The sequence below is a fragment of the Enemella dayhoffiae genome, assembly GCF_002250625.1.
GTDB classification, from domain to species: Bacteria; Actinomycetota; Actinomycetes; order Propionibacteriales; family Propionibacteriaceae; genus Enemella; species Enemella dayhoffiae.
In genome coordinates, this window is the sequence record NZ_NMVQ01000043.1 from 101,672 (window position 1) to 118,750 (window position 17,079).

Annotated in this window: 19 protein-coding genes and 1 pseudogene; 9 read left to right on the forward strand and 11 right to left on the reverse strand. The window is 70.2% G+C overall.

Annotation, left to right across the window (positions count from 1 at the left end; all coding sequences use genetic code 11):
- Nucleotides 1-101 precede the first annotated feature (101 nt).
- Together CGZ93_RS14480 and CGZ93_RS14485 are read right to left on the reverse strand one after the other, a co-directional pair.
- Nucleotides 102-731 carry an NAD(P)-dependent oxidoreductase gene (locus CGZ93_RS14480; protein WP_094364858.1) on the reverse strand — a complete coding sequence of 210 codons (630 nt, stop codon included), beginning with the start codon at nt 729-731 and terminating at the stop codon, nt 102-104.
- On the reverse strand, nt 728-1,624 hold the full coding sequence (locus CGZ93_RS14485) for an EamA family transporter (protein WP_094364859.1): 897 nt from the start codon (nt 1,622-1,624) through the stop codon (nt 728-730). The genes CGZ93_RS14480 and CGZ93_RS14485 overlap by 4 nt, the downstream gene beginning before the upstream one ends.
- 79 nt (nt 1,625-1,703) lie before the next feature.
- On the opposite strand from CGZ93_RS14485, the gene CGZ93_RS14490 reads away from it, so the two are divergent.
- On the forward strand, nt 1,704-2,579 hold the full coding sequence (locus tag CGZ93_RS14490; protein WP_094364860.1) for a LysR family transcriptional regulator: 876 nt from the start codon (nt 1,704-1,706) through the stop codon (nt 2,577-2,579).
- Between the two features lie 145 nt (nt 2,580-2,724).
- Here CGZ93_RS14490 and CGZ93_RS14495 read toward each other — a convergent pair whose 3' ends face one another.
- Both CGZ93_RS14495 and CGZ93_RS14500 read right to left on the reverse strand, forming a co-directional pair.
- A complete protein-coding gene (locus tag CGZ93_RS14495; RefSeq protein ID WP_094364861.1) occupies nt 2,725-3,627 on the reverse strand; it encodes an SDR family oxidoreductase in 903 nt (300 codons plus the stop codon).
- A 48-nt stretch (nt 3,628-3,675) separates the two neighbouring features.
- A complete protein-coding gene (locus tag CGZ93_RS14500; protein WP_094364862.1) occupies nt 3,676-4,083 on the reverse strand; it encodes a PPOX class F420-dependent oxidoreductase in 408 nt (135 codons plus the stop codon).
- A 65-nt stretch (nt 4,084-4,148) separates the two neighbouring features.
- On the opposite strand from CGZ93_RS14500, the gene CGZ93_RS14505 reads away from it, so the two are divergent.
- Both CGZ93_RS14505 and CGZ93_RS14510 read left to right on the forward strand, forming a co-directional pair.
- Nucleotides 4,149-4,628, forward strand: coding sequence for an NUDIX hydrolase (locus CGZ93_RS14505; protein ID WP_094364863.1), 480 nt, complete (start codon nt 4,149-4,151; stop codon nt 4,626-4,628).
- Between the two features lie 82 nt (nt 4,629-4,710).
- Nucleotides 4,711-6,075: an aspartate aminotransferase family protein gene (locus CGZ93_RS14510; protein ID WP_094364864.1), complete on the forward strand. Its 1,365-nt coding sequence runs from the start codon at nt 4,711-4,713 to the stop codon at nt 6,073-6,075.
- Nucleotide 6,076: 1 nt separating this feature from the next.
- Here CGZ93_RS14510 and lhgO read toward each other — a convergent pair whose 3' ends face one another.
- Nucleotides 6,077-7,258, reverse strand: a complete 1,182-nt coding sequence (lhgO, locus tag CGZ93_RS14515) for an L-2-hydroxyglutarate oxidase (protein WP_094364865.1) — start codon at nt 7,256-7,258, stop codon at nt 6,077-6,079.
- 82 nt (nt 7,259-7,340) lie between these two features.
- Here lhgO and CGZ93_RS14520 point away from each other — a divergent pair, with 82 nt between their 5' ends.
- The 3 genes and pseudogenes from CGZ93_RS14520 to CGZ93_RS19595 all read left to right on the forward strand — a co-directional run.
- Complete coding sequence (locus tag CGZ93_RS14520; protein WP_176451783.1) at nt 7,341-8,390, forward strand: alpha/beta fold hydrolase; 1,050 nt, start codon at nt 7,341-7,343, stop codon at nt 8,388-8,390.
- Nucleotides 8,387-9,274 carry a DMT family transporter gene (locus CGZ93_RS14525; RefSeq protein WP_094364866.1) on the forward strand — a complete coding sequence of 296 codons (888 nt, stop codon included), beginning with the start codon at nt 8,387-8,389 and terminating at the stop codon, nt 9,272-9,274. The genes CGZ93_RS14520 and CGZ93_RS14525 overlap by 4 nt, the downstream gene beginning before the upstream one ends.
- A gap of 416 nt (nt 9,275-9,690) precedes the next feature.
- Nucleotides 9,691-10,104: pseudogene (locus tag CGZ93_RS19595) on the forward strand (DJ-1/PfpI family protein); the annotation flags it as partial.
- Between the two features lie 407 nt (nt 10,105-10,511).
- On the opposite strand, the gene CGZ93_RS14540 reads toward CGZ93_RS19595, so the two are convergent.
- Nucleotides 10,512-11,549: a zinc-binding dehydrogenase gene (locus tag CGZ93_RS14540; RefSeq protein WP_094364959.1), complete on the reverse strand. Its 1,038-nt coding sequence runs from the start codon at nt 11,547-11,549 to the stop codon at nt 10,512-10,514.
- Between the two features lie 24 nt (nt 11,550-11,573).
- Between CGZ93_RS14540 and CGZ93_RS14545 the strand changes: the two genes are divergently transcribed.
- Nucleotides 11,574-12,113, forward strand: a complete 540-nt coding sequence (locus CGZ93_RS14545) for a DUF4334 domain-containing protein (RefSeq protein WP_094364868.1) — start codon at nt 11,574-11,576, stop codon at nt 12,111-12,113.
- Nucleotides 12,114-12,141: 28 nt separating this feature from the next.
- Here the strand turns inward: CGZ93_RS14545 and CGZ93_RS14550 are convergent, their stop codons facing one another.
- The 5 genes from CGZ93_RS14550 to CGZ93_RS14570 all read right to left on the reverse strand — a co-directional run bounded on the left by CGZ93_RS14550 (nt 12,142) and on the right by CGZ93_RS14570 (nt 15,173).
- Complete coding sequence (locus CGZ93_RS14550) at nt 12,142-12,450, reverse strand: type II toxin-antitoxin system PemK/MazF family toxin (RefSeq protein ID WP_094364869.1); 309 nt, start codon at nt 12,448-12,450, stop codon at nt 12,142-12,144.
- A gap of 5 nt (nt 12,451-12,455) precedes the next feature.
- Nucleotides 12,456-12,689 (reverse strand): YlcI/YnfO family protein, encoded by a 234-nt coding sequence (locus CGZ93_RS14555; protein ID WP_094364870.1) that lies wholly within the window; start codon nt 12,687-12,689, stop codon nt 12,456-12,458.
- 49 nt (nt 12,690-12,738) lie between these two features.
- On the reverse strand, nt 12,739-13,287 hold the full coding sequence (locus CGZ93_RS14560) for a carboxymuconolactone decarboxylase family protein (RefSeq protein ID WP_094364871.1): 549 nt from the start codon (nt 13,285-13,287) through the stop codon (nt 12,739-12,741).
- A 2-nt stretch (nt 13,288-13,289) separates the two neighbouring features.
- The gene (locus CGZ93_RS14565; RefSeq protein ID WP_176451784.1) at nt 13,290-13,649 is read right to left on the reverse strand and encodes a DsrE family protein; all 360 of its coding nucleotides are present in this window, start codon (nt 13,647-13,649) and stop codon (nt 13,290-13,292) included.
- Nucleotides 13,650-13,967: 318 nt separating this feature from the next.
- The gene (locus tag CGZ93_RS14570; RefSeq protein WP_094364872.1) at nt 13,968-15,173 is read right to left on the reverse strand and encodes an ATP-binding protein; all 1,206 of its coding nucleotides are present in this window, start codon (nt 15,171-15,173) and stop codon (nt 13,968-13,970) included.
- Between the two features lie 90 nt (nt 15,174-15,263).
- On the opposite strand from CGZ93_RS14570, the gene CGZ93_RS14575 reads away from it, so the two are divergent.
- Both CGZ93_RS14575 and CGZ93_RS14580 read left to right on the forward strand, forming a co-directional pair.
- Nucleotides 15,264-16,031 (forward strand): ABC transporter permease, encoded by a 768-nt coding sequence (locus CGZ93_RS14575; RefSeq protein ID WP_229117480.1) that lies wholly within the window; start codon nt 15,264-15,266, stop codon nt 16,029-16,031.
- The gene (locus CGZ93_RS14580; protein ID WP_094364874.1) at nt 16,028-17,077 is read left to right on the forward strand and encodes a sulfate/molybdate ABC transporter ATP-binding protein; all 1,050 of its coding nucleotides are present in this window, start codon (nt 16,028-16,030) and stop codon (nt 17,075-17,077) included. Before CGZ93_RS14575 ends, CGZ93_RS14580 begins: the two co-directional genes overlap by 4 nt.
- Nucleotides 17,078-17,079 lie beyond the last annotated feature (2 nt).

Sequence of the window (17,079 nt, forward strand, 5' to 3'; positions counted from 1 at the left end):
GGGGGCGACGACCCCGCAGAGCCACTCAGCGGCCCGAGAGCCACTCAACGGCTCGTCGCTGAGCCGCGCAGTGGTGTTCGGGCCGCGGAGTGGAAAGAGAGCTACAGTTGCGCGACCGTGAAGTGCGGCTCGCGACAGGGCTGCTCCAGTTCGTCGACAACGGCGATCGCCAGGTCGGCGGCGCTGATGGCCGATCTGCCGTCGGCGTCCACCAGCAGCGTCGTGCCGCCCCGTCGATAGCGACCGGCGCGTACGCCGGGCTCGAGGACCGCGGGCGGGCTGAGATAGACCGCGCCGGCGTCTCGGAACTCCTGCCACACGTGAAACTGCGCCAGGCTGGCGCGTGCGATCGGCTGCCACTGCTCGGGGACGAAGCGCGGGTCGTCGATGACCAGCCGGCCCGGGTCATTGGGCGTACGCAGCGGCGCCGAGCCTCCCACGATCAGCACCCGCGTGCCAGCCGCTGCCTCCAGGAATCCCTGCGTGAGCGGAGCAATCTGGTGCTCCTCACCCGGAGCGAGCCGGATGGTCAGCACCGCGGCGTCCACCTGTGAGAGCACACCAGCCACGGCCGCCCTGTCGGCCACGTCCACCGCGTGCCCGGTGAGCCGGTCAAGCGCGGACGCGACAGGGTTCCGGGAGACGGCATCGACGTCATGCCCGCGGTCCAGTGCCTCCGCGACCACGTTGGCGCCGACCATGCCGGTTGATCCGAATACGGCGATTCTCATGCTGCTTGGGTTTTCCTTCTCCTGTGTGGTGGGGCGAGCTGACCGGAGACCATCGCGGTGAGGGCAAGGGCGAAGCCGGCCAACTGGCTCACGGTGAGCCATTCCCCGGCGATGATCGCGCCGAGGGCGGCGGCGACCAACGGGGACAGCAGGCCGAGCAGCGCGGTGGCGGTGACGGGTAGCCGCCGGATCGCGGAAAACCAGATGGTGTAGGTGATCAGCGCGCCGATCAGCCCCAGCCACAGATAGCCGGCCACTGCCCGTCCGTCGATCCCCGGTGGTACGCCGTCGATCAGCAATGCCGGCACCAGCAGCACCAGCCCGGCGGCGGTCAATTGCCAGCCGGCCAGGCCGACGCTCGAGACGCCCGGTGGGCGACCCCAGCGTTTCGTGAGCACGACCCCGGTCCCCATCGACACTGCGCCGCCCAAGCCGGCGGCCACCCCAATCGGGTCCAGCGCCGCGCTCGGACCGAGCACGACCAGGGCGACCCCGATCATGCCGACGACACCCCACCCGACCCGCCACGTGGACAGCCGTTCGTGCAGGAGCAGCACGGCCAGGAAGGCGACCACGATCGGCTGCGCCGCCCCGAGCGTCGCGGCCACCCCGCCCGGCAAACGTTGTGCGGCCAGGAAGAGCAGCGGGAAGAACGCACCCATGTTGAGCGTGCCCAGCACGAGACTCTTCCACCACCACTCCCCGGTCGGCAGTCGGCGTGCCAGCAGCAGCGCGGTCAGACCCGCGGGCAGCGTACGCATCAACGCGGCAAACAACGGATGCCCCGCAGGAAGCAGATGGGTGGTCACGATGTACGTCGTCCCCCACGCCGCCGGGGCCAGGGCGGTCAACGCGGTCCTGCCGACGCGTTCGGAGGTGGTGCTCGTGCTCATGACTCCACCGTGCTCCGCCACAATCAATCAGTCCAACACATGCTTTTCATCGCATCAATGAACTGAGAACATGGACCCCATGGAGCTTCAACAACTGCGATACGTGGTGGCGGTGGCGGAGGAGCGCAGCTTCACCCGAGCCGGCGAGCGCTGCTTCGTGGTGCAGTCCGCGCTCAGCCACCAGGTCAAGGCACTCGAGCGCGAGCTCGGGGTGACCCTGTTCGCACGCACCAGCCGCCGCGTCGAGCCGACCGCCGCGGGCGAGGCGTTCCTGATCGGCGCCCGGGCCGCTCTGGCGGCCGCGGAACGAGCCGTGTCCGATGCGGCAGCGGCCTCCGGTCTCATTCGCGGTCAGCTGGGCATCGGCACCATCCCGACGGTGACGGCTATCGACCTGCCCGCCACGCTTGGGAGGTTTCGTCAGACGTACCCGGAGGTGAAGATCCGGCTCCGCTCGGCCGGTAGCGACGAACTGGTGGCCGACCTCATCTCCGGTGGACTGGACGTCGCGTTTCTCGGCCTGCCCACCGGCACGGTGCCCGAGGGCGTCCGGGCCCGTGAGCTGAGCCGCGACCGGTTGTGCGCGGTGGTCGGCGCCGGACACCGGTTCGCCGACAGACGTCGGCTACGGCTGGGCGACCTGGCTGAGGAGACGTTCGTCGACTTCACCGCGGGTACGCCGGGCCGCGCGCAGTCCGACCTCGCCTTTGCAGCGGCCGGGCTGACCCGCGAGGTGACGTTCGAGACGATGAGCACCGAGCTGATGCTCGCCCTGGTGCAACAGGGCCTGGCCGTCGCTTTCCTAGCCCGGGCGGTCGTTCCGGAAGGACGGGGCGTACGCACGATCGCGGTGACCGGCGGCCCCTCCCGGGTGGAATATCTGGCCTGGAGCGACTTCAATCCCAGCCCCGCCGCTCGGGCGTTCCTTGGTCTGCTCGATCAACCCCGCCCGTAGTGGCGCAGCTCGATCGTGTTCCCGTCCGGGTCCTCGATGTAGACCGCCTGACCGACTCCGCGGGCGCCGGATGGCTTCGATGACCTTCCTGGGGGCACCCCTTCGGTGGGGAGTTGCCCGTCACGCTACCGAGGCACCGGATCGCTCAGAAGATCGGCTTGCCGCCGGTCACCCCGAGAATGGTGGCGGACACATAGCTCGCCTCACCCGGTGCGGCCAGGAACACGTACGCCCCAGCCAGTTCGCTCGGCTGCCCGGCCCGCCCGAGCGGGGTGTCCCCGCCAAACTGCTCCACCTTCTCCTCCGGCTGGGTGGCCGGCTGCAGAGGAGTCCAGATCGGGCCCGGCGCCACGGCGTTCACCCGGATCCCGCGCTCACCCAGCTCGGCGGCCAGGTTCATCGTGAAGTTGGTGATCGCCGCCTTGGTCGCCGCATAGTCCATCAGCGACTCCGACGGGTCGTAGGCCTGCACCGAGGTGGTGTTGATGACGCTGGCGCCCTTCTTCAGGTGCGGCAACGCCTGCTGGGTGACCCAGAACATCGCATACAGGTTGGTCTTCATCACCCGGTCGAGCTGCTCGGTGCTGATCGACTCCAGCCCCTGGCCGCGGCCCATCTGGAAGGCCGCATTGTTCACCAGCACGTCGATTCCGCCGAGCTCGGCGACCGCATCGTCGACCACCTTGCGGGCGGTGTCCTCATCCCGCAGGTCACCCGGCAGCAGGACCGCCTTGCGGCCAGCCTTCTCGATCCACCGTTTCGTGTCCTCCGCGTCAGGCTGTTCTTCTGACAGGTAGGAGATTGCGACGTCCGCGCCCTCCCGGGCGTACGCGATCGCGACGGCTCGGCCGATCCCGGAGTCACCACCGGTGATCAGCGCCTTCAGCCCCTTCAACCGGTCATGGCCGACCCAGGACTCCTCGCCGTGGTCCGGCAGGGGAGTCATCTCGCTGGTCAGACCCGGCGGTTCCTGGAGCTGCTTGGGAAAGCCGCCCTTGTCGTTGACCAGCGATTCGGCCTTGCTGGCCACTTCGGATTCGGTACCCATATGTCGACACTACGCCTCCGAAGGTTGTGGTCAGGACGCGGGGGCCGTTCAGTCGGCCAGCTCTCCCCAGCCGTGCCACCGGTCGATCTGGACGCGCACGGACACCCGAGCCCGGTCCCTGGTCGGATACGGCTGACCGGTGTAGTGCTGTGCCAATCGGTCGATGTCCACCAACTGCGGATCGTCGACCACCTCCACGACATGGCCCTGGACGCTGAGATGGGTGTACCACTCACCGTCCTTGAGCGCGGTGAGTGCGACCCGGCCGTCGTTCTTCAGGTGCTTCACCCGGACCCGCTCGGAGTCGAGGTTGAGCAGGATGCGACCGTCGTCCTCCACCAGGTACCAGGTCGCCACGCTCACCGGTTGGCCGTCTGAGCGGACGGTGGCCATCACGGCCGGATTGGGTTGGCGCAGCAGTTCCATCGCCTCGGGGGTGAGCGCTCCGGTGGGCATGTGGCATCTCCTCTGGTCTGACCGCGGGCCGGCGTGGCCCGGGATTGGTTGTCTAGGGTGAACGCATGGCGACCCCCGATTTCATCCTGCGGCTGCGCGAAAAGATCGGGACAGACCTGCTCTGGCTGCCCGGCGTCACCGTGGTGGTCATCGATCGGCGTACGCCCCAGCCGCGCGTGCTCTGCGTACGCCGCGCCGACAACGGTCAGTGGACCCCGGTCACCGGGATCGTCGACCCCGGTGAGGAGCCCGCGGCCGCCGGCGAGCGGGAGGTGCTCGAGGAGGCCGGGGTCGAGGCTCGCTGCGACTGGCTGGTGTCGGTCGAGGTGGTCGGGCCGATCCGCTATCCCAACGGAGATCTGAGCCAGTACGTCGACCTGTGCTTCGCCGCCCACCACGTCTCCGGCGACCCGCACCCCGCCGACGGTGAGAACACCGAGGCGCGCTGGTTCGGCGCCGATGAGTTGCCGCCGATGAACGACCGCTTCCAACGAGCAGTGCGCCAGGCCCTCGGCCCAGTCGCCCCGGCCGAGTTCAACCGCTGACTTCGTGGACACCGTCTCCCTGGGCCTGGCCGAGTGTGATTCGCTTGGCGGACACCGACGCAGCACCGCAAGAGGAGTGGTCATGAGCGAGTCCAACGCACCCACCGAGGCCGAGCTGGAGGCCGGCCGCCAGGCGTACGCCCTCGATCGGGCGCACGTGTTCCACTCCTGGCAGGCGCAGGAGACGTTCAAACCGCTCACCGTGGTCAAGGCCGAGGGGTCGCTGGTGTGGGACGGCGACGGCAACGAGCTGATCGACCTGTCCGCGCAACTGGTGTTCACCAACCTCGGCCACCAGCACCCCAAGGTCGTCCGGGGGATCGTCGAGCAGGCGGGCAAGCTGTGCACGATCGCCCCGCAGCACGTCAACGACGCACGCTCCGAGGCCGCCCGGCTGATCACCGAGGTCGCCGGCGACGGGTTCGAGCACGTGTTCTTCACCAACGGTGGCGCCGACGCCAACGAGCACGCCGTGCGGATGGCCCGGTTGCACACCGGCCGGCGCAAGGTGCTCAGTGCCTATCGCTCCTATCACGGGGGCACCGACCTGGCGATCAACGTCACCGGTGACCCCCGTCGGATTCCCAACGACCACGGCGATGCCGGGACGGTGCACTTCTTCGCGCCCTTCCTCTATCGGAGCAACTTTCACGCGAGCACCGAGGCCGAGGAGTGTGAGCGGGCGCTGGCCTATCTGGAGAACCTGATCCGGATGGAGGGTCCGCAGACGATCGCGGCGATCATCCTCGAGACCATCCCCGGCACCGCCGGCATCATGGTCCCGCCGCCCGGCTATTTGGCCGGCGTACGCGAACTCTGCGACAAGTACGACCTGATCTACATCGCCGACGAGGTGATGGCCGGCTTCGGGCGTACCGGGAACTGGTTCGGCGTCCAGCGCGAGGGCGTCAGCCCCGACCTGATCACGTTCGCCAAGGGGGTCAACTCGGGCTATGTGCCGCTCGGCGGGGTGATCATCCCCGAACCGATCTATCGGAGCTTCGCGACCCGTGCCTATCCCGGTGGGCTCACCTATTCGGGGCACCCGCTGGCGTGCGCGGCGGCCGTCGCCGCCATCAACGCGATGACCGAGGAGAAGGTGGTCGAGAACGCCGCACGGCTGGGTGAGGAGATCATCTCGCCCGCCCTGCAGGAGATTGCGGCCAACCATGTCAGCGTCGGCGAGGTTCGCGGGGTCGGCGCCTTCTGGGCGATCGAGCTCGTCAGCAACCCCGAGACCAAGGAGCCGCTGGCACCCTACGGCGGTTCCAGCCCGGCGATGAGCGAGGTCACCGCCGGTCTGCTCAAGGGCGGCGTGCTCCCGTTCACCAACTTCAACCGGATCCACGTCGTGCCGGCACTGAACATCCCCGACGACCAGCTGCGACGCGGCCTGGCGGTGATCGACGACGCGCTGTCCATCGCCGACAGCCACGTCGAGGGCTGACTCAGCGGCCAAGCACCCGATCGGCGATCAGCCGGGCGATCTCCAGGGCAGCGGTGGCGGCCGGGGAGGGGGCGTTCAGCACGTGCAGCTGCCGCGGCCCGGTGACCAGCGCGAAGTCGTCGACCAGCTGCCCGTCCGGGCGCAGCGCCTGGGCGCGTACGCCCGATGGCGCCGGACGGAGGGCGTCGTCACCCAGCTCGGGCACCAGTTCGCGCAGGCTGCCCAGGAATCGCCGCCTGAACAGCGATCGCGCGACCTCGTCGGCCCCGGTACGCCAGAAGCGGCGGCCCAGGCGCCACAGTCCGGGCCAGGCCAGCGTCTCGGCCAGGTCGGCCGGCACCAGATCGCGCCAGCGGTATCCCTCGCGGGCGAGCCCCAGCACGGCGTTCGGTCCGGCGTGCACCCCGCCGCCGATCATCCGGGTCAGGTGGACTCCGAGGAACGGCAGCGTCGGATCGGGCACCGGATAGATCAGCCCACGCACCAGGTGCGTCTGGTCGGCGGCCAGCTCGAAGTATTCCCCGCGGAACGGGATGATCCGCAGTCCCGGATCGACCCCGCCCAGCCGGGCCAGCCGATCGGCGTACAGCCCAGCACAGTTGACCAGCAGCTCACCGCGCACCTCACGATCCGCAGCCCGCACCCGGACCTCGCGCGGCTCGTGGTGGATCTCGGTGACCGGGGCGTGCAACCAGATCTCCCCGCCCGCGGCGACCACCTCGTCAGCGAGCGCGGTGCACACCCCGCGATAGTCGATGATCCCGGTGCTGGCGACGTGCAGCGCGGCCACCGCGCGCACGTGCGGCTCGTGTGCCAGCGCCCCGGTCGCGTCGAGCAGCGTGCAGGGTACGCCGTTGGCATGACCGCGGCGGTGCAGCTCCTCCAGGGCAGGAAGTTGCGACCGCTCCGTGGCGACCACCAGCTTTCCGCAGACCTCGACCGCGACGCCGTGCTCGCGGGCGAAGCGGACCATCGACTCGGCCCCCGCAGTGCAGAGCTGGGCCTTCAGCGAGCCGGGACGGTAGTAGAGCCCGGAGTGCACCACACCCGAGTTGCGTCCGGTCTGGTGGGCGGCGAGGCTCGGTTCCTTCTCCAGCACGGTCACGCGGTGGCCCCGGCGTACCAACTCCCGTGCCGTGGCCAGGCCGACGATGCCGGCCCCGACGATGATGACGTGGGACATGGGCCCACTCTGCCACGAGGGGGTGGACGCTGTCTGGGACCGCCTGACACGCTGGCAGCCCGAGACTCACGAGGAGGCCAGGATGAGCACGTTCGACCGCAGGCTGGTGGACACCGGCCGGTTGACCATGAATGTGTGGACCAGCGGACCCGAGGACGGCGATCCGGTGCTGCTGGTGCACGGAAACCTGTCCACCGGCGGATTCTGGAAGTATGTGGCCGAGCAGCTGCCCGACGACGTGCGGGTGATCGCTCCGGACCTGCGCGGGTTCGGGCGGACCGACGCGCTCCCGATCGACGCCACCGTGGGTCTGGGTGATCTGGGCGAGGACGTGCACGCGCTGCTCGAGACGCTCGGGGTTGCCGACCAGCGCCGGGTGAACGCCGCCGGCTGGTCGATGGGTGGCGGGGTGCTGCAGCAGCTGCTGATCGCCCATCCCGCCGACCTGGCGGCGATCACGCTGGTCGCGCCGCTGTCACCGTACGGCTTCGGCGGCACCAAGGGAGCCGAGGGGATCCCGTGGGCCGACGACTTCGCGGGCACCGGGGGCGGGGGAGCCAACCCGGAGCTGGTACGCCGGCTGGCCGCCAAGGACGCCAGCCTGGACAATCCGGCCACCAGCCCACGAGCGGTGATCACCACCTTCTATGGACCCGGCGACAACGGCGCGGTGGACGTCGACTTCCTGGTCGACGAACTGTTGCTGACCCAGACCGGGGACGACTTCTATCCCGGAAACAGCGTCACCTCGGAAAACTGGCCCGGGGTGGCGCCTGGCGATCGCGGGGTGCTGAACACGATGTCCCCGCGCTGGTTCAACTCGACCGCAATCGTCGACGTGGAACCGAAACCGCCGATCACCTGGCTGCGCGGGGATCGGGACCAGGTGGCTTCCGACCGGTCGATGTTCGACCTCGCCACCCTGGGCTCGCTCGGGGTGGTGCCCGGGTGGCCGGGGGCGGAGGTGATGCCGTCACAGCCGATGGAGGCGCAGACGCGGCAGGTGCTGGAGCATTATGCCGCCGGTGGTGGCCAGACCCGTGAGGTGGTGCTGGAGGGGGAGGACCACGGGATGCCGCTCGCGGCGCCGGATCGCGTCGCAGAGGAGATCATGGCGATCCTTGTCCGATGACCGCTGCGCCGAGCCATCCCCAGCGGCGGGAGGTCATCGCCACCGTGGCGCTGATCCTGGCCTGGGCCGGCACGATGACGGCGATCAAGATCGGGTTGCAGTATGCCCCGCCGCTGCTGTTCGGCGGGCTGCGCTGCCTGCTCGGCGGGCTGCTCATGCTGCCGCTGGTGCTGCGGCACGGAGTACGCCCGCGGATCCGGGAGAACTGGCGGCCCTATCTGCTGCTCACCCTCACCAACGTGATCGGTTTCATCGGCCTGCAAACCCTTGCGTTGAACGCATTGCCGTCCGGGCTCGGGGGTGTGGTGATCTATCTGCAGCCGGTGCTGGTGGCGATCCTGGCCCGGTTCTGGCTCGGCGAACCACTGGGCCCCGGCAAGGCCATCGGGTTGCTGGTGGCGTTCGGCGGGATCGTGGTGGTCAGCGCCGCCGCCATGGGTGGCCACGTCTCGCTGGGCGGGATCCTGTTGGCCGCGACGGCAGCGTTCAGCTGGGCCCTCGGCACCGTGGGTTTCAAGCATTCGGCGCCGCGGTTGGGGGCGTGGTGGTCGGTCGCCGTGCCCTTCCTGGCCGGCGGGATGGTGCTCACCGTGGCGGGGCTGGCCGTGGAGGGCCCGCGGGTTCGGCCGGCGCCCGGGTTCTTCGGGGCGTGGGCGTTCGCCGGGGTGCTCGGCACCGGGGTGGCGTGGATGCTCTATTTCTGGTTGGTCGCCCAGGGTGAGGCCGGGCGTACCGCGTCGCGCATCTTCTTCGTGCCGATCCTGGCGCTGCTGATCGGGGCGGTGGTGCTCGGCGAACGGCTGTCGCCGATGCTGCTGGTGGGCGCGGGCCTGGTCGTGGTGGGGGTCTACCTGGTCAACCGGCGGCGACGGCCGGCGGGGTGAGCCGACTCAGGCCCGGGAGGCCAGCTCGCGCAGTGCGGCGTACGCGCCGTCGGCGTCGATGATGCGGTGGAAGCCGTCCTGCTCGATCACGAACTCGGTCGGCACGCGCGCCTGATCGCCGAAGTGGAAGTCTGCACCCGCGTCGGTGAGGGACGGTTCCTCCGCCCGGCGACCGCACTCGGCAGGAAACTGTTCACCAGCAGCGATCCGTCGGTGGCGCGCTGAGCGGTCAGGGCGCGCAGGGTGGTCACGGCGTGCACGGCGTCGTCGAGGGTACGCCGTCGCAGCAGTCGGGAATTGGTGATCGTGCCGGTGACGACCAGCAGCGAGAACACCACCGCGACACCAGGATCACCCAGCGCAGCACCCCGCCCAGGGCGGTGCCCAGGTTGACCCACGCGGCGCCGGCGCCGGGGATGGTCGCCGCCTATCGCGTCACCCAGGTGGGCGAACGCCCGCAAACCACGTCTCACCGGGGAATCGAGTTGCCCACTCCGACTGAGTGGCCCGAACTGGCCGTGGACGACACCGTGCTGGTGCCGGGGTGGCGGATCGGGCAGCGGCCGCTGCGTTGTCCGCTCGGCAAGGAAACGTTGCACCGCATCGCTGCGCACCACCAGCGCGGGGGGCGGGCGGCCAGCGTGTGCGCCGGAGCGGTCGCGTTGGCTCAGGCCGGGCTGCTGGACGGACGACGGGCCACCACCCACCATGACCTGCTGCCGGCGTTCGCCGCCCGGTTTCCGTGGGTGCGCGTGGTGGAGGACGTGCTGTTCGTCGACGACGGCATTGTGCACACCTCGGCGGGTATCGCCAGCGGGATCGACCCGGCGCTGCACCTGGTCGCCCTCGACCACGGGCCGGCGGTTGCCGCACGGACGGCCCGATCCCTGGTCGTCACCGCCCGTCGCAACGGGGATTCCCCACAGCACAGCGCAATGCTGCGGCATCGCGATCACCTGGTCGACCTGAAGCACCGCACCCAGGACGTGATCGACGCCCGGTTCACCGAGCCGCTCGGCCTGCAGGAGCTGGCCGAGGTGGTTGCGGTCAGCCCGCGTACCCTCGCGCGCGCGTTCGTCACCGCCACCGGATTCACCCCGCTGCGCTACCAGCAGCAACTGCGGGTGGAACGGGCCGAACAGCTGATCGGCCAGGCTGGACACGGCAGCAGGCCGCTCGCGCCGTCGGGTTCACCGAGGCGCGGATGCTGCGCCGGCTGCTCGCCGACCGCACCCGGTCAGGGCTGCCGCGGGTCGATCACGGTGATCCCGGCCGCGCCACGGTCACCGAGGGAGGGTAGCAGGGTCGCCGCCGCGCTCAGGCCGACCGTGCGGCGTACCAGATCCTGTGGACGCAGGGATCCCGCGGCGATCAGCTCCAGCATCGGCGGATAGTCGACCGCGGCCATGCCGTGGCTGCCGAGCACGTCCAGCTCCCAGCCGATCACCCGATCCATCGGCACCCGCGGGTGCCCGTCGACCGGCGGCAGCAACCCGACCTGCACGTGTCGGCCGCGGCGACGCAACGAGTGGATCGCGGCCGCGCAGGTCGCCTCGGTGCCGACGGCGTCCACCGCCACGTGGCAGCCGCCGGTGAGAGCAGTGATCGTCTCGGCCAGCTCGTCGTCTGGGGCCAGCGTGTGCTCGGCACCCAACGCCTCGGCGCTGGCCCGCGCGCCGGGGTTTGGGTCGACCACCAGCACCCGGGCACCCAGGGCGCGGGCGATCTGCACCGCGCTCAACCCGACCCCACCCGCCCCGACCACCGCCACCCACTCGCCGGGTTGCAGCCGGGCGCGGGCGGTCAACGCGCGGTATGCCGTCGCGAACCGGCAGCCGAGACTGGCGGCGGCCGGCATCGTGACGTCGTCGGGAATCCCTACCAGGTTGACATCCGCGGCGTGCAGCACCACCCGTTCGGCGAACGAACCCCAGTGGGTGAAGCCGGGTTGCTGCTGCTCCGGACACACCTGGGCGTCGCCCGCGACGCACCACGCGCAGCGGCCACAGCCGCAGACGAACGGCACGGTCACCCGGTCACCGACCTGCCAGCGGCGCACGCCCGCACCCACCTCGACGACCACCCCCGCGAGTTCGTGGCCGGGCACGTGCGGCAGGTTCACGCCGTCGTCGTGGCCGGCCCAGGCGTGCCAGTCGCTGCGGCACAGCCCGGTGGCGTGCACCTCGACGACCACCCCTTCGGCGGGGGCGGTCGGGTCGGGCACCTCGGTCACCTCGAGCGGACCTCCGAACCGGTGCATCAGCAGCGCGCGCATGGAGCCCACAATAGGATTTGGCGCATGAGCGCAGACCGGTTGTCCGAGCTCGAACCAACGTGTACGCCGCAGCAGGCGCTGGCGCTGTTCGACGCGCTGCCGTCCGTGCGAGCCGACGAACTGACCGGCCGCTGGCGCGGCCGTGAACTCGGCACCGGCCACCGACTGGACGGGCTGCTCGCGGCGTCCGGCTGGTATGGCAAGCAGGTCGACTCGGCCGAGGACGTGCACCCACTGCTGTTCCGGACGCCGCGCGGCCGCATCTTCGCCGGCGACCCGCAGCGGATGCCGCTCGGGCTGGCCGGGGTGGTGCCGGTGCCGGTGGTCGATCGAGCCCGGCGTCTGCTGGGTGCGGTCGAGCCGGCTCTGCGCACCAGCCGACCCCGCGCCCGGCTCCGCAACCTGGAGTATCGCGGCGTGGTGTCCGCGGCGATGATCTATGACCACCTGCCGATCATCGACTCCTTCCGCCGGGTCGGCGCCGAAACCCTGCTCGGCGCGATGGATCTGCGCAACCAGCCGCGACCCTACTTCTTCGTGCTCACACGGGATGCTGACCGCTGAACGGTCTGGATTGCTTGGGTTTGACTACTCAGTCAGGGACATCGAGGTCGTAGGCCAGGACGACAGCACGAGCCAGCTCTCGTTCCTGCTCGGAGCTGAGGAAGCCGATTGTCCTTCCCAACGAACCCGCCGGGATGGTCACGACGTTGTCGATCGAAATCGCGCACTCGTGATCGAGACCGTTCGCGGTGCCCACACCCACCTCGCTGCTGAGCCCCTTGACCGTCGAAGTGATCGGCGCGACGGTCACCTTGGTCATCGCGGCTCGAGCTGGTTCGCGGGTCAACACCACTACAGGTCGGGTCTTGTCGAGTCGAGCAAAGCAGATCTCCCGCACGTGCCTCAGTCCTCGACCGCGGCGTTCGTCACCGACCAGTTCACAAGCTCGTCGAGGTCGTCAGCGGAGCCGAGCCGCTTCAGTACCTCGACGTCCCTCTGGGCTGCCTGGCGGCGCATTTCGCGCTCAAGCGCAGAGGCGACGAGAGCCGCACGGCTGTTGGCCTTGCCTGACGCCACGCTCTCGTCAAGGAACGCCACCAGCTCGTCGGGCAGGCGGACGGCGATCTGCTTGGTCATGAGACCATCATACCCAATTGAATCCCGAATCGGGATTCGCTGCGGTGGATCAGTCTTCGCAGGCGCGACCGCTCGTCAGCCGGTCGATCAACTCCGGCGGAAGGCGGTCCCGGAACGAGGCGTCGGCGCGCGTACCCGTGGCGTCCAGCACCGTGCTGAAGAAGCAGCGGGCGGCGGCGGCCAGGGTCACGTCGAACACCTGCTGATCGTCGAGCCCGTGCGCCCGGAGCGAGTCGACGTCCGACTCGTCCACCTCGGTCGCGCCACGGGCGACCTTGGCGGCGAAGGCGGCGACCGCGGCATCCCGGTCCGCTGCTCCCACCGGGTCGCGGGAGTCGGCGGCGGCGAGCAGCGCGTCGAGGCCGTCCTCGTCGACATGCTTGTCGAGCAGGACGCCCCCGTGGGCGAGGCTGCAATAGGTGCTCTGCAGCGCCCGCGCGGCCCCGATGGTCGCCACCTCGTACAGCCGGTTGTCCATCCCGCCGACGATCGCTCCCGCGAGCTGGCGCCAGGCGGCGTACACCTCCGGTCGGCTGGCGAACACCCGCTCGTAGTTCGGCTGCGCCTCGCGGGATTCGATGCTGGACAGGAATCCCATGATCAGTAGCTGAACGTCGTGGCGCCGTCGCCGATCCACTCCCACAGCTGGACGGTGCCGGCCACCTCGGCGTTGTCGACCAGGGAGTCTGGATCGACGCCCTTGGACTTCACGCAGATGCCGCAGGCGATGTACCGGCCGCCGGCCGACCGGTAGCGGTCCATCAGTTCGGCGAGCGGCGGGCAGCCGGCGCAGGCGGTGGCGCGGGCGTACCCGTTGATGGCGAGGCGTACGGCCTCCTTGGTCAGGAAGATGAGCGTTTCGCGCCCGGATTCGGCGGCGCCGACGGCGACCAGGAAGGCCACCGTCACCTTCTCCGCGTCCTCGAGGCCGGTTGAGAGTGAGATTGCTGCCTTGGTCATCAGGCCCCCCCTCGGGCTGAGAGATGGCCCCGGCACTGGGGCACCTCCCCACGGTACGACCACTCACCGACCTGAGCAATGGGCCAACTGCACGCCGGCGTCGGACAGTCGCTGCATCATCCAGCCGAGCTCCCGGAAAACCTCCGGCAGCGCTCGACAGGTCATCCCCGGTGTGTCGTTCGCAATGATCATGACCAGATCGGCGGTGTCTTTTCACTGTGCGAAAACGACCCCGATCTGGTCATGATCATGTTCGGGGCCGGGCCAGAAGGCGGCCATGGCGCGGCGCATGCCGGGCAGCCCCCGGCGGGTCGAGCCTCACCCCTGACCGCGCAGGTATCGCCCGAAGTGCGGCACGGTGAACGCGATCCGGCCGCGCTCCCCGGAATAGATCAGCCCCTTCTTCAGCAGGGCGTCGCGGGCGGGGGAGAGGGATTGCGGCTTGCGCTCGAGTTCTTTGGCGACATCGGCGGTGGTGATCGACTCGGCCGGGTGACCGTCCTCGTCGATCTGGGCGTACGCCACGTCGGCCATCGCGCGCAGGTATTCCCGCTCACCGGGGGTGGCCCGGTCGAACCTGGAGCCGAAGAAGCCGATCGCCAGCTCCGCCTCGGCCTCCGGGGCCGCCATCCGCACGTCCGCCTCGCTGATCGGGGACACCGGGGCCAGGTCCCAGGCCACTTTTCCGTACGCCTGAATGAAATACGGGTAGCCGCCGGTGGCGGCGTACATCTCCCTCAGTGCCGCCTCGGAGAACTCCGCCCCCTCCTCGCGCGCCGGGGCCTGCAACGCCTGCGCCGCGGCCTCCCGGTCCAGCCGATCGATCCGCTGATACCGGAAAAGTCTTTCGGAATAGGATTTCGAGGCCGACAGCACCGCTGGCACGTGCGGGAGTCCCGCCCCCACGACGATCACCGGCAGCCCGTTCTGGCTGATCTCGTGGCAGGCCGCGCACAGCGCCGACACGTCCTCGGGGCGCAGGTCCTGCATCTCGTCGATGAAGATCGCCACCCCCTTGCCGACGTCCTGGGCCAGCCCGCCGACATCGGTCAACAACTCCACCAGGTCGATCTCGATGTCGCCGGAGTCCGCCCGACCCGGCGTGGCCGGTACATCGATCCCGGGCTGCCATCGATCCCGCAGCTTGGCGTTGGCCGGCGAGTCCCGCAGCGCGAACGACTTGATCACCCCGAGCACCTGGGACACGTCGTCACCCGACGGGTGCCCGAGCTCGCGGACGGCGGTGTGCAGGGCCGCCGACACCGGTCGGCGCAGCCCCTGGTCGGGGCGCGCCTCGAACTTGCCCGAGCCCCAGCCCCGGCGTACCGCCGCCGAGCGCAGCGTGTTCAACAGCACGGTCTTGCCCACCCCGCGCAGGCCGGTCAGCACGATCGAGCGTTCGGGGCGTCCCTTACCGACCCGCTCCAGCACCACCTCGAAGGCGCGCAGCTGCTCGTCCCGGCCGGCCAGCTCCGGTGGGCGCTGACCGGCGCCGGGGGCGTACGGGTTGTTGATCGGGTCCACGATAAAACCGTATGGCCTTGTCTAGCGAAAACGACAGATCTCCGCAGAGTTCGGCATCGTGTCGCGAGTCCGGGTCGTTAGGCTGTGCCCGTGACGTTGCCGCGCTGGATCCTGCTGCCCGCGCTGCTCGGCGCCGCCCTGGTGCTGGTCCCCCTGCTCGGTCTGGTGCTCCGGGTCGACTGGCCGCGGTTCGGGTCGCTCATCACCAGCCCGGCCTCCCTGGCCGCCCTCGGGCTCAGCCTGCGCACCGCCCTGGCCGCGACCGTGATCTGCCTGCTGCTCGGCGTACCGCTGGCGCTGCTGCTGGCCCGGACCAACTTCCGCGGCCAGAACCTGCTGCGCACCGCGGTGTTGCTGCCGTTGGTGCTGCCGCCGGTCGTCGGCGGTATCGCGCTGTTGCAGGCGTTCGGCCGCCGCGGCCTGTTGGGTGCCGGGTTGGAGGCCGCCGGGATCCACCTCGCCTTCACCACGATGGCCGTGGTGCTCGCGCAATCCTTTGTCTCGTTGCCGTTCCTGGTGTTGTCGGTGGAGGGGGCGCTGCGCAGCGCCGAGGTCGGTTATGAGCAGGTGGCGGCCGGGCTCGGCGCCGGACCGTGGACCGTGCTGCGTCGGGTCACCCTGCCGCTGGTGCTGCCCGGTCTGGGCTCGGGGGCGGTGCTCTCGTTCGCTCGCGCGCTCGGCGAATTCGGTGCCACGCTGACGTTTGCGGGTTCGCTGCAAGGGGTGACCCGGACCATGCCGCTGGAGATCTATCTGCAGCGCGAGGCCGATCCGGACGCCGCGGTCGCGCTGTCGCTGGTGCTGCTGGTGCTGGCGGCGGCGATCGTCGCGTTGACCCATCGGCGGGTCCGCCGGTGAGCTGGTTCGAGGCGCGGGTACGCCTGGCCCAGCGCGGCCTGGACGCCTCCCTCGAGCTGGCCGAGGGGGAGGTGGCGGTGCTGATCGGACCCAACGGATCCGGGAAATCCTCGCTGCTGAAGGTGGTTTCGGGCTTGTTGACCCCCGATGAGGCCCGCGTACGCCTGGCCGGCCGCGATCTGGACCGGGTCCCCGCGCACCGCCGCCGGGTGGTCCAGCTGACCCAGCAGCCGAAGCTGTTTCCCCACCTGAGCCTGCTCGACAACGTCGCGTTCGCGCCGCGGGCAGCGGGCACCTCCCGCCAGCGCGCCGCGGAGCGGGCCAAGGAATTCCTCGCACTGGTGGGAATCCCGGAGCTGGCCCAGCGTCGACCGGTGGAGGTGTCCGGTGGGCAGGCGCAGCGGGCGGCGATCGCCCGGGCCCTGGCGGCCGAACCGCAACTGCTGCTGCTCGACGAACCGTTCGCCGCCCTCGACGTCGAGGTGGCCGCCGAACTGCGGCAGGTGCTCCGCCGGGTGCTGCGGGAGACCGGGCGTACCACCGTGCTGGTCACCCATGACCTGCTCGATGCCCTAGCCCTGGCCGAGCGGATTCTCGTGCTGGAGCAGGGAAAGCTGGTCGAACAGGGGCCGCTGCGCGAGATCCTCTCCCGGCCGCGCAGCCGGTTCGGCGCGCGGTTCGCCGGGGTGAACCTGGTCGCCGGTGAACTCTGGGGCACCGAGCTGCGCAGCGGCGACGGGGTCGTGCTCGGACGCCCGCCGACACCCGCCGCCGCACCGGGCGCGAGCGGTGTCGCCCTGTTTCGCCCGGCCGCGGTGTCGGTCCACCTGCAACCCCCGCACGGCAGCCCGCGGAACAGCTGGCTGGTCCGGCTGGCCGGGGTGGAGGCGTACGCCGAAGGGGTCCGACTGCGCGGAACCCATCAGGAGCTCGGTGAGTTGAGCGCCGACATCACCGCAGCCGCCGCGGCCGAGCTGAACCTCACGATCGGTGACGGCTGCTGGTTCGTGGTGAAGGCCCAGGAGGTCGAACTGCTGGAACGGTGAGG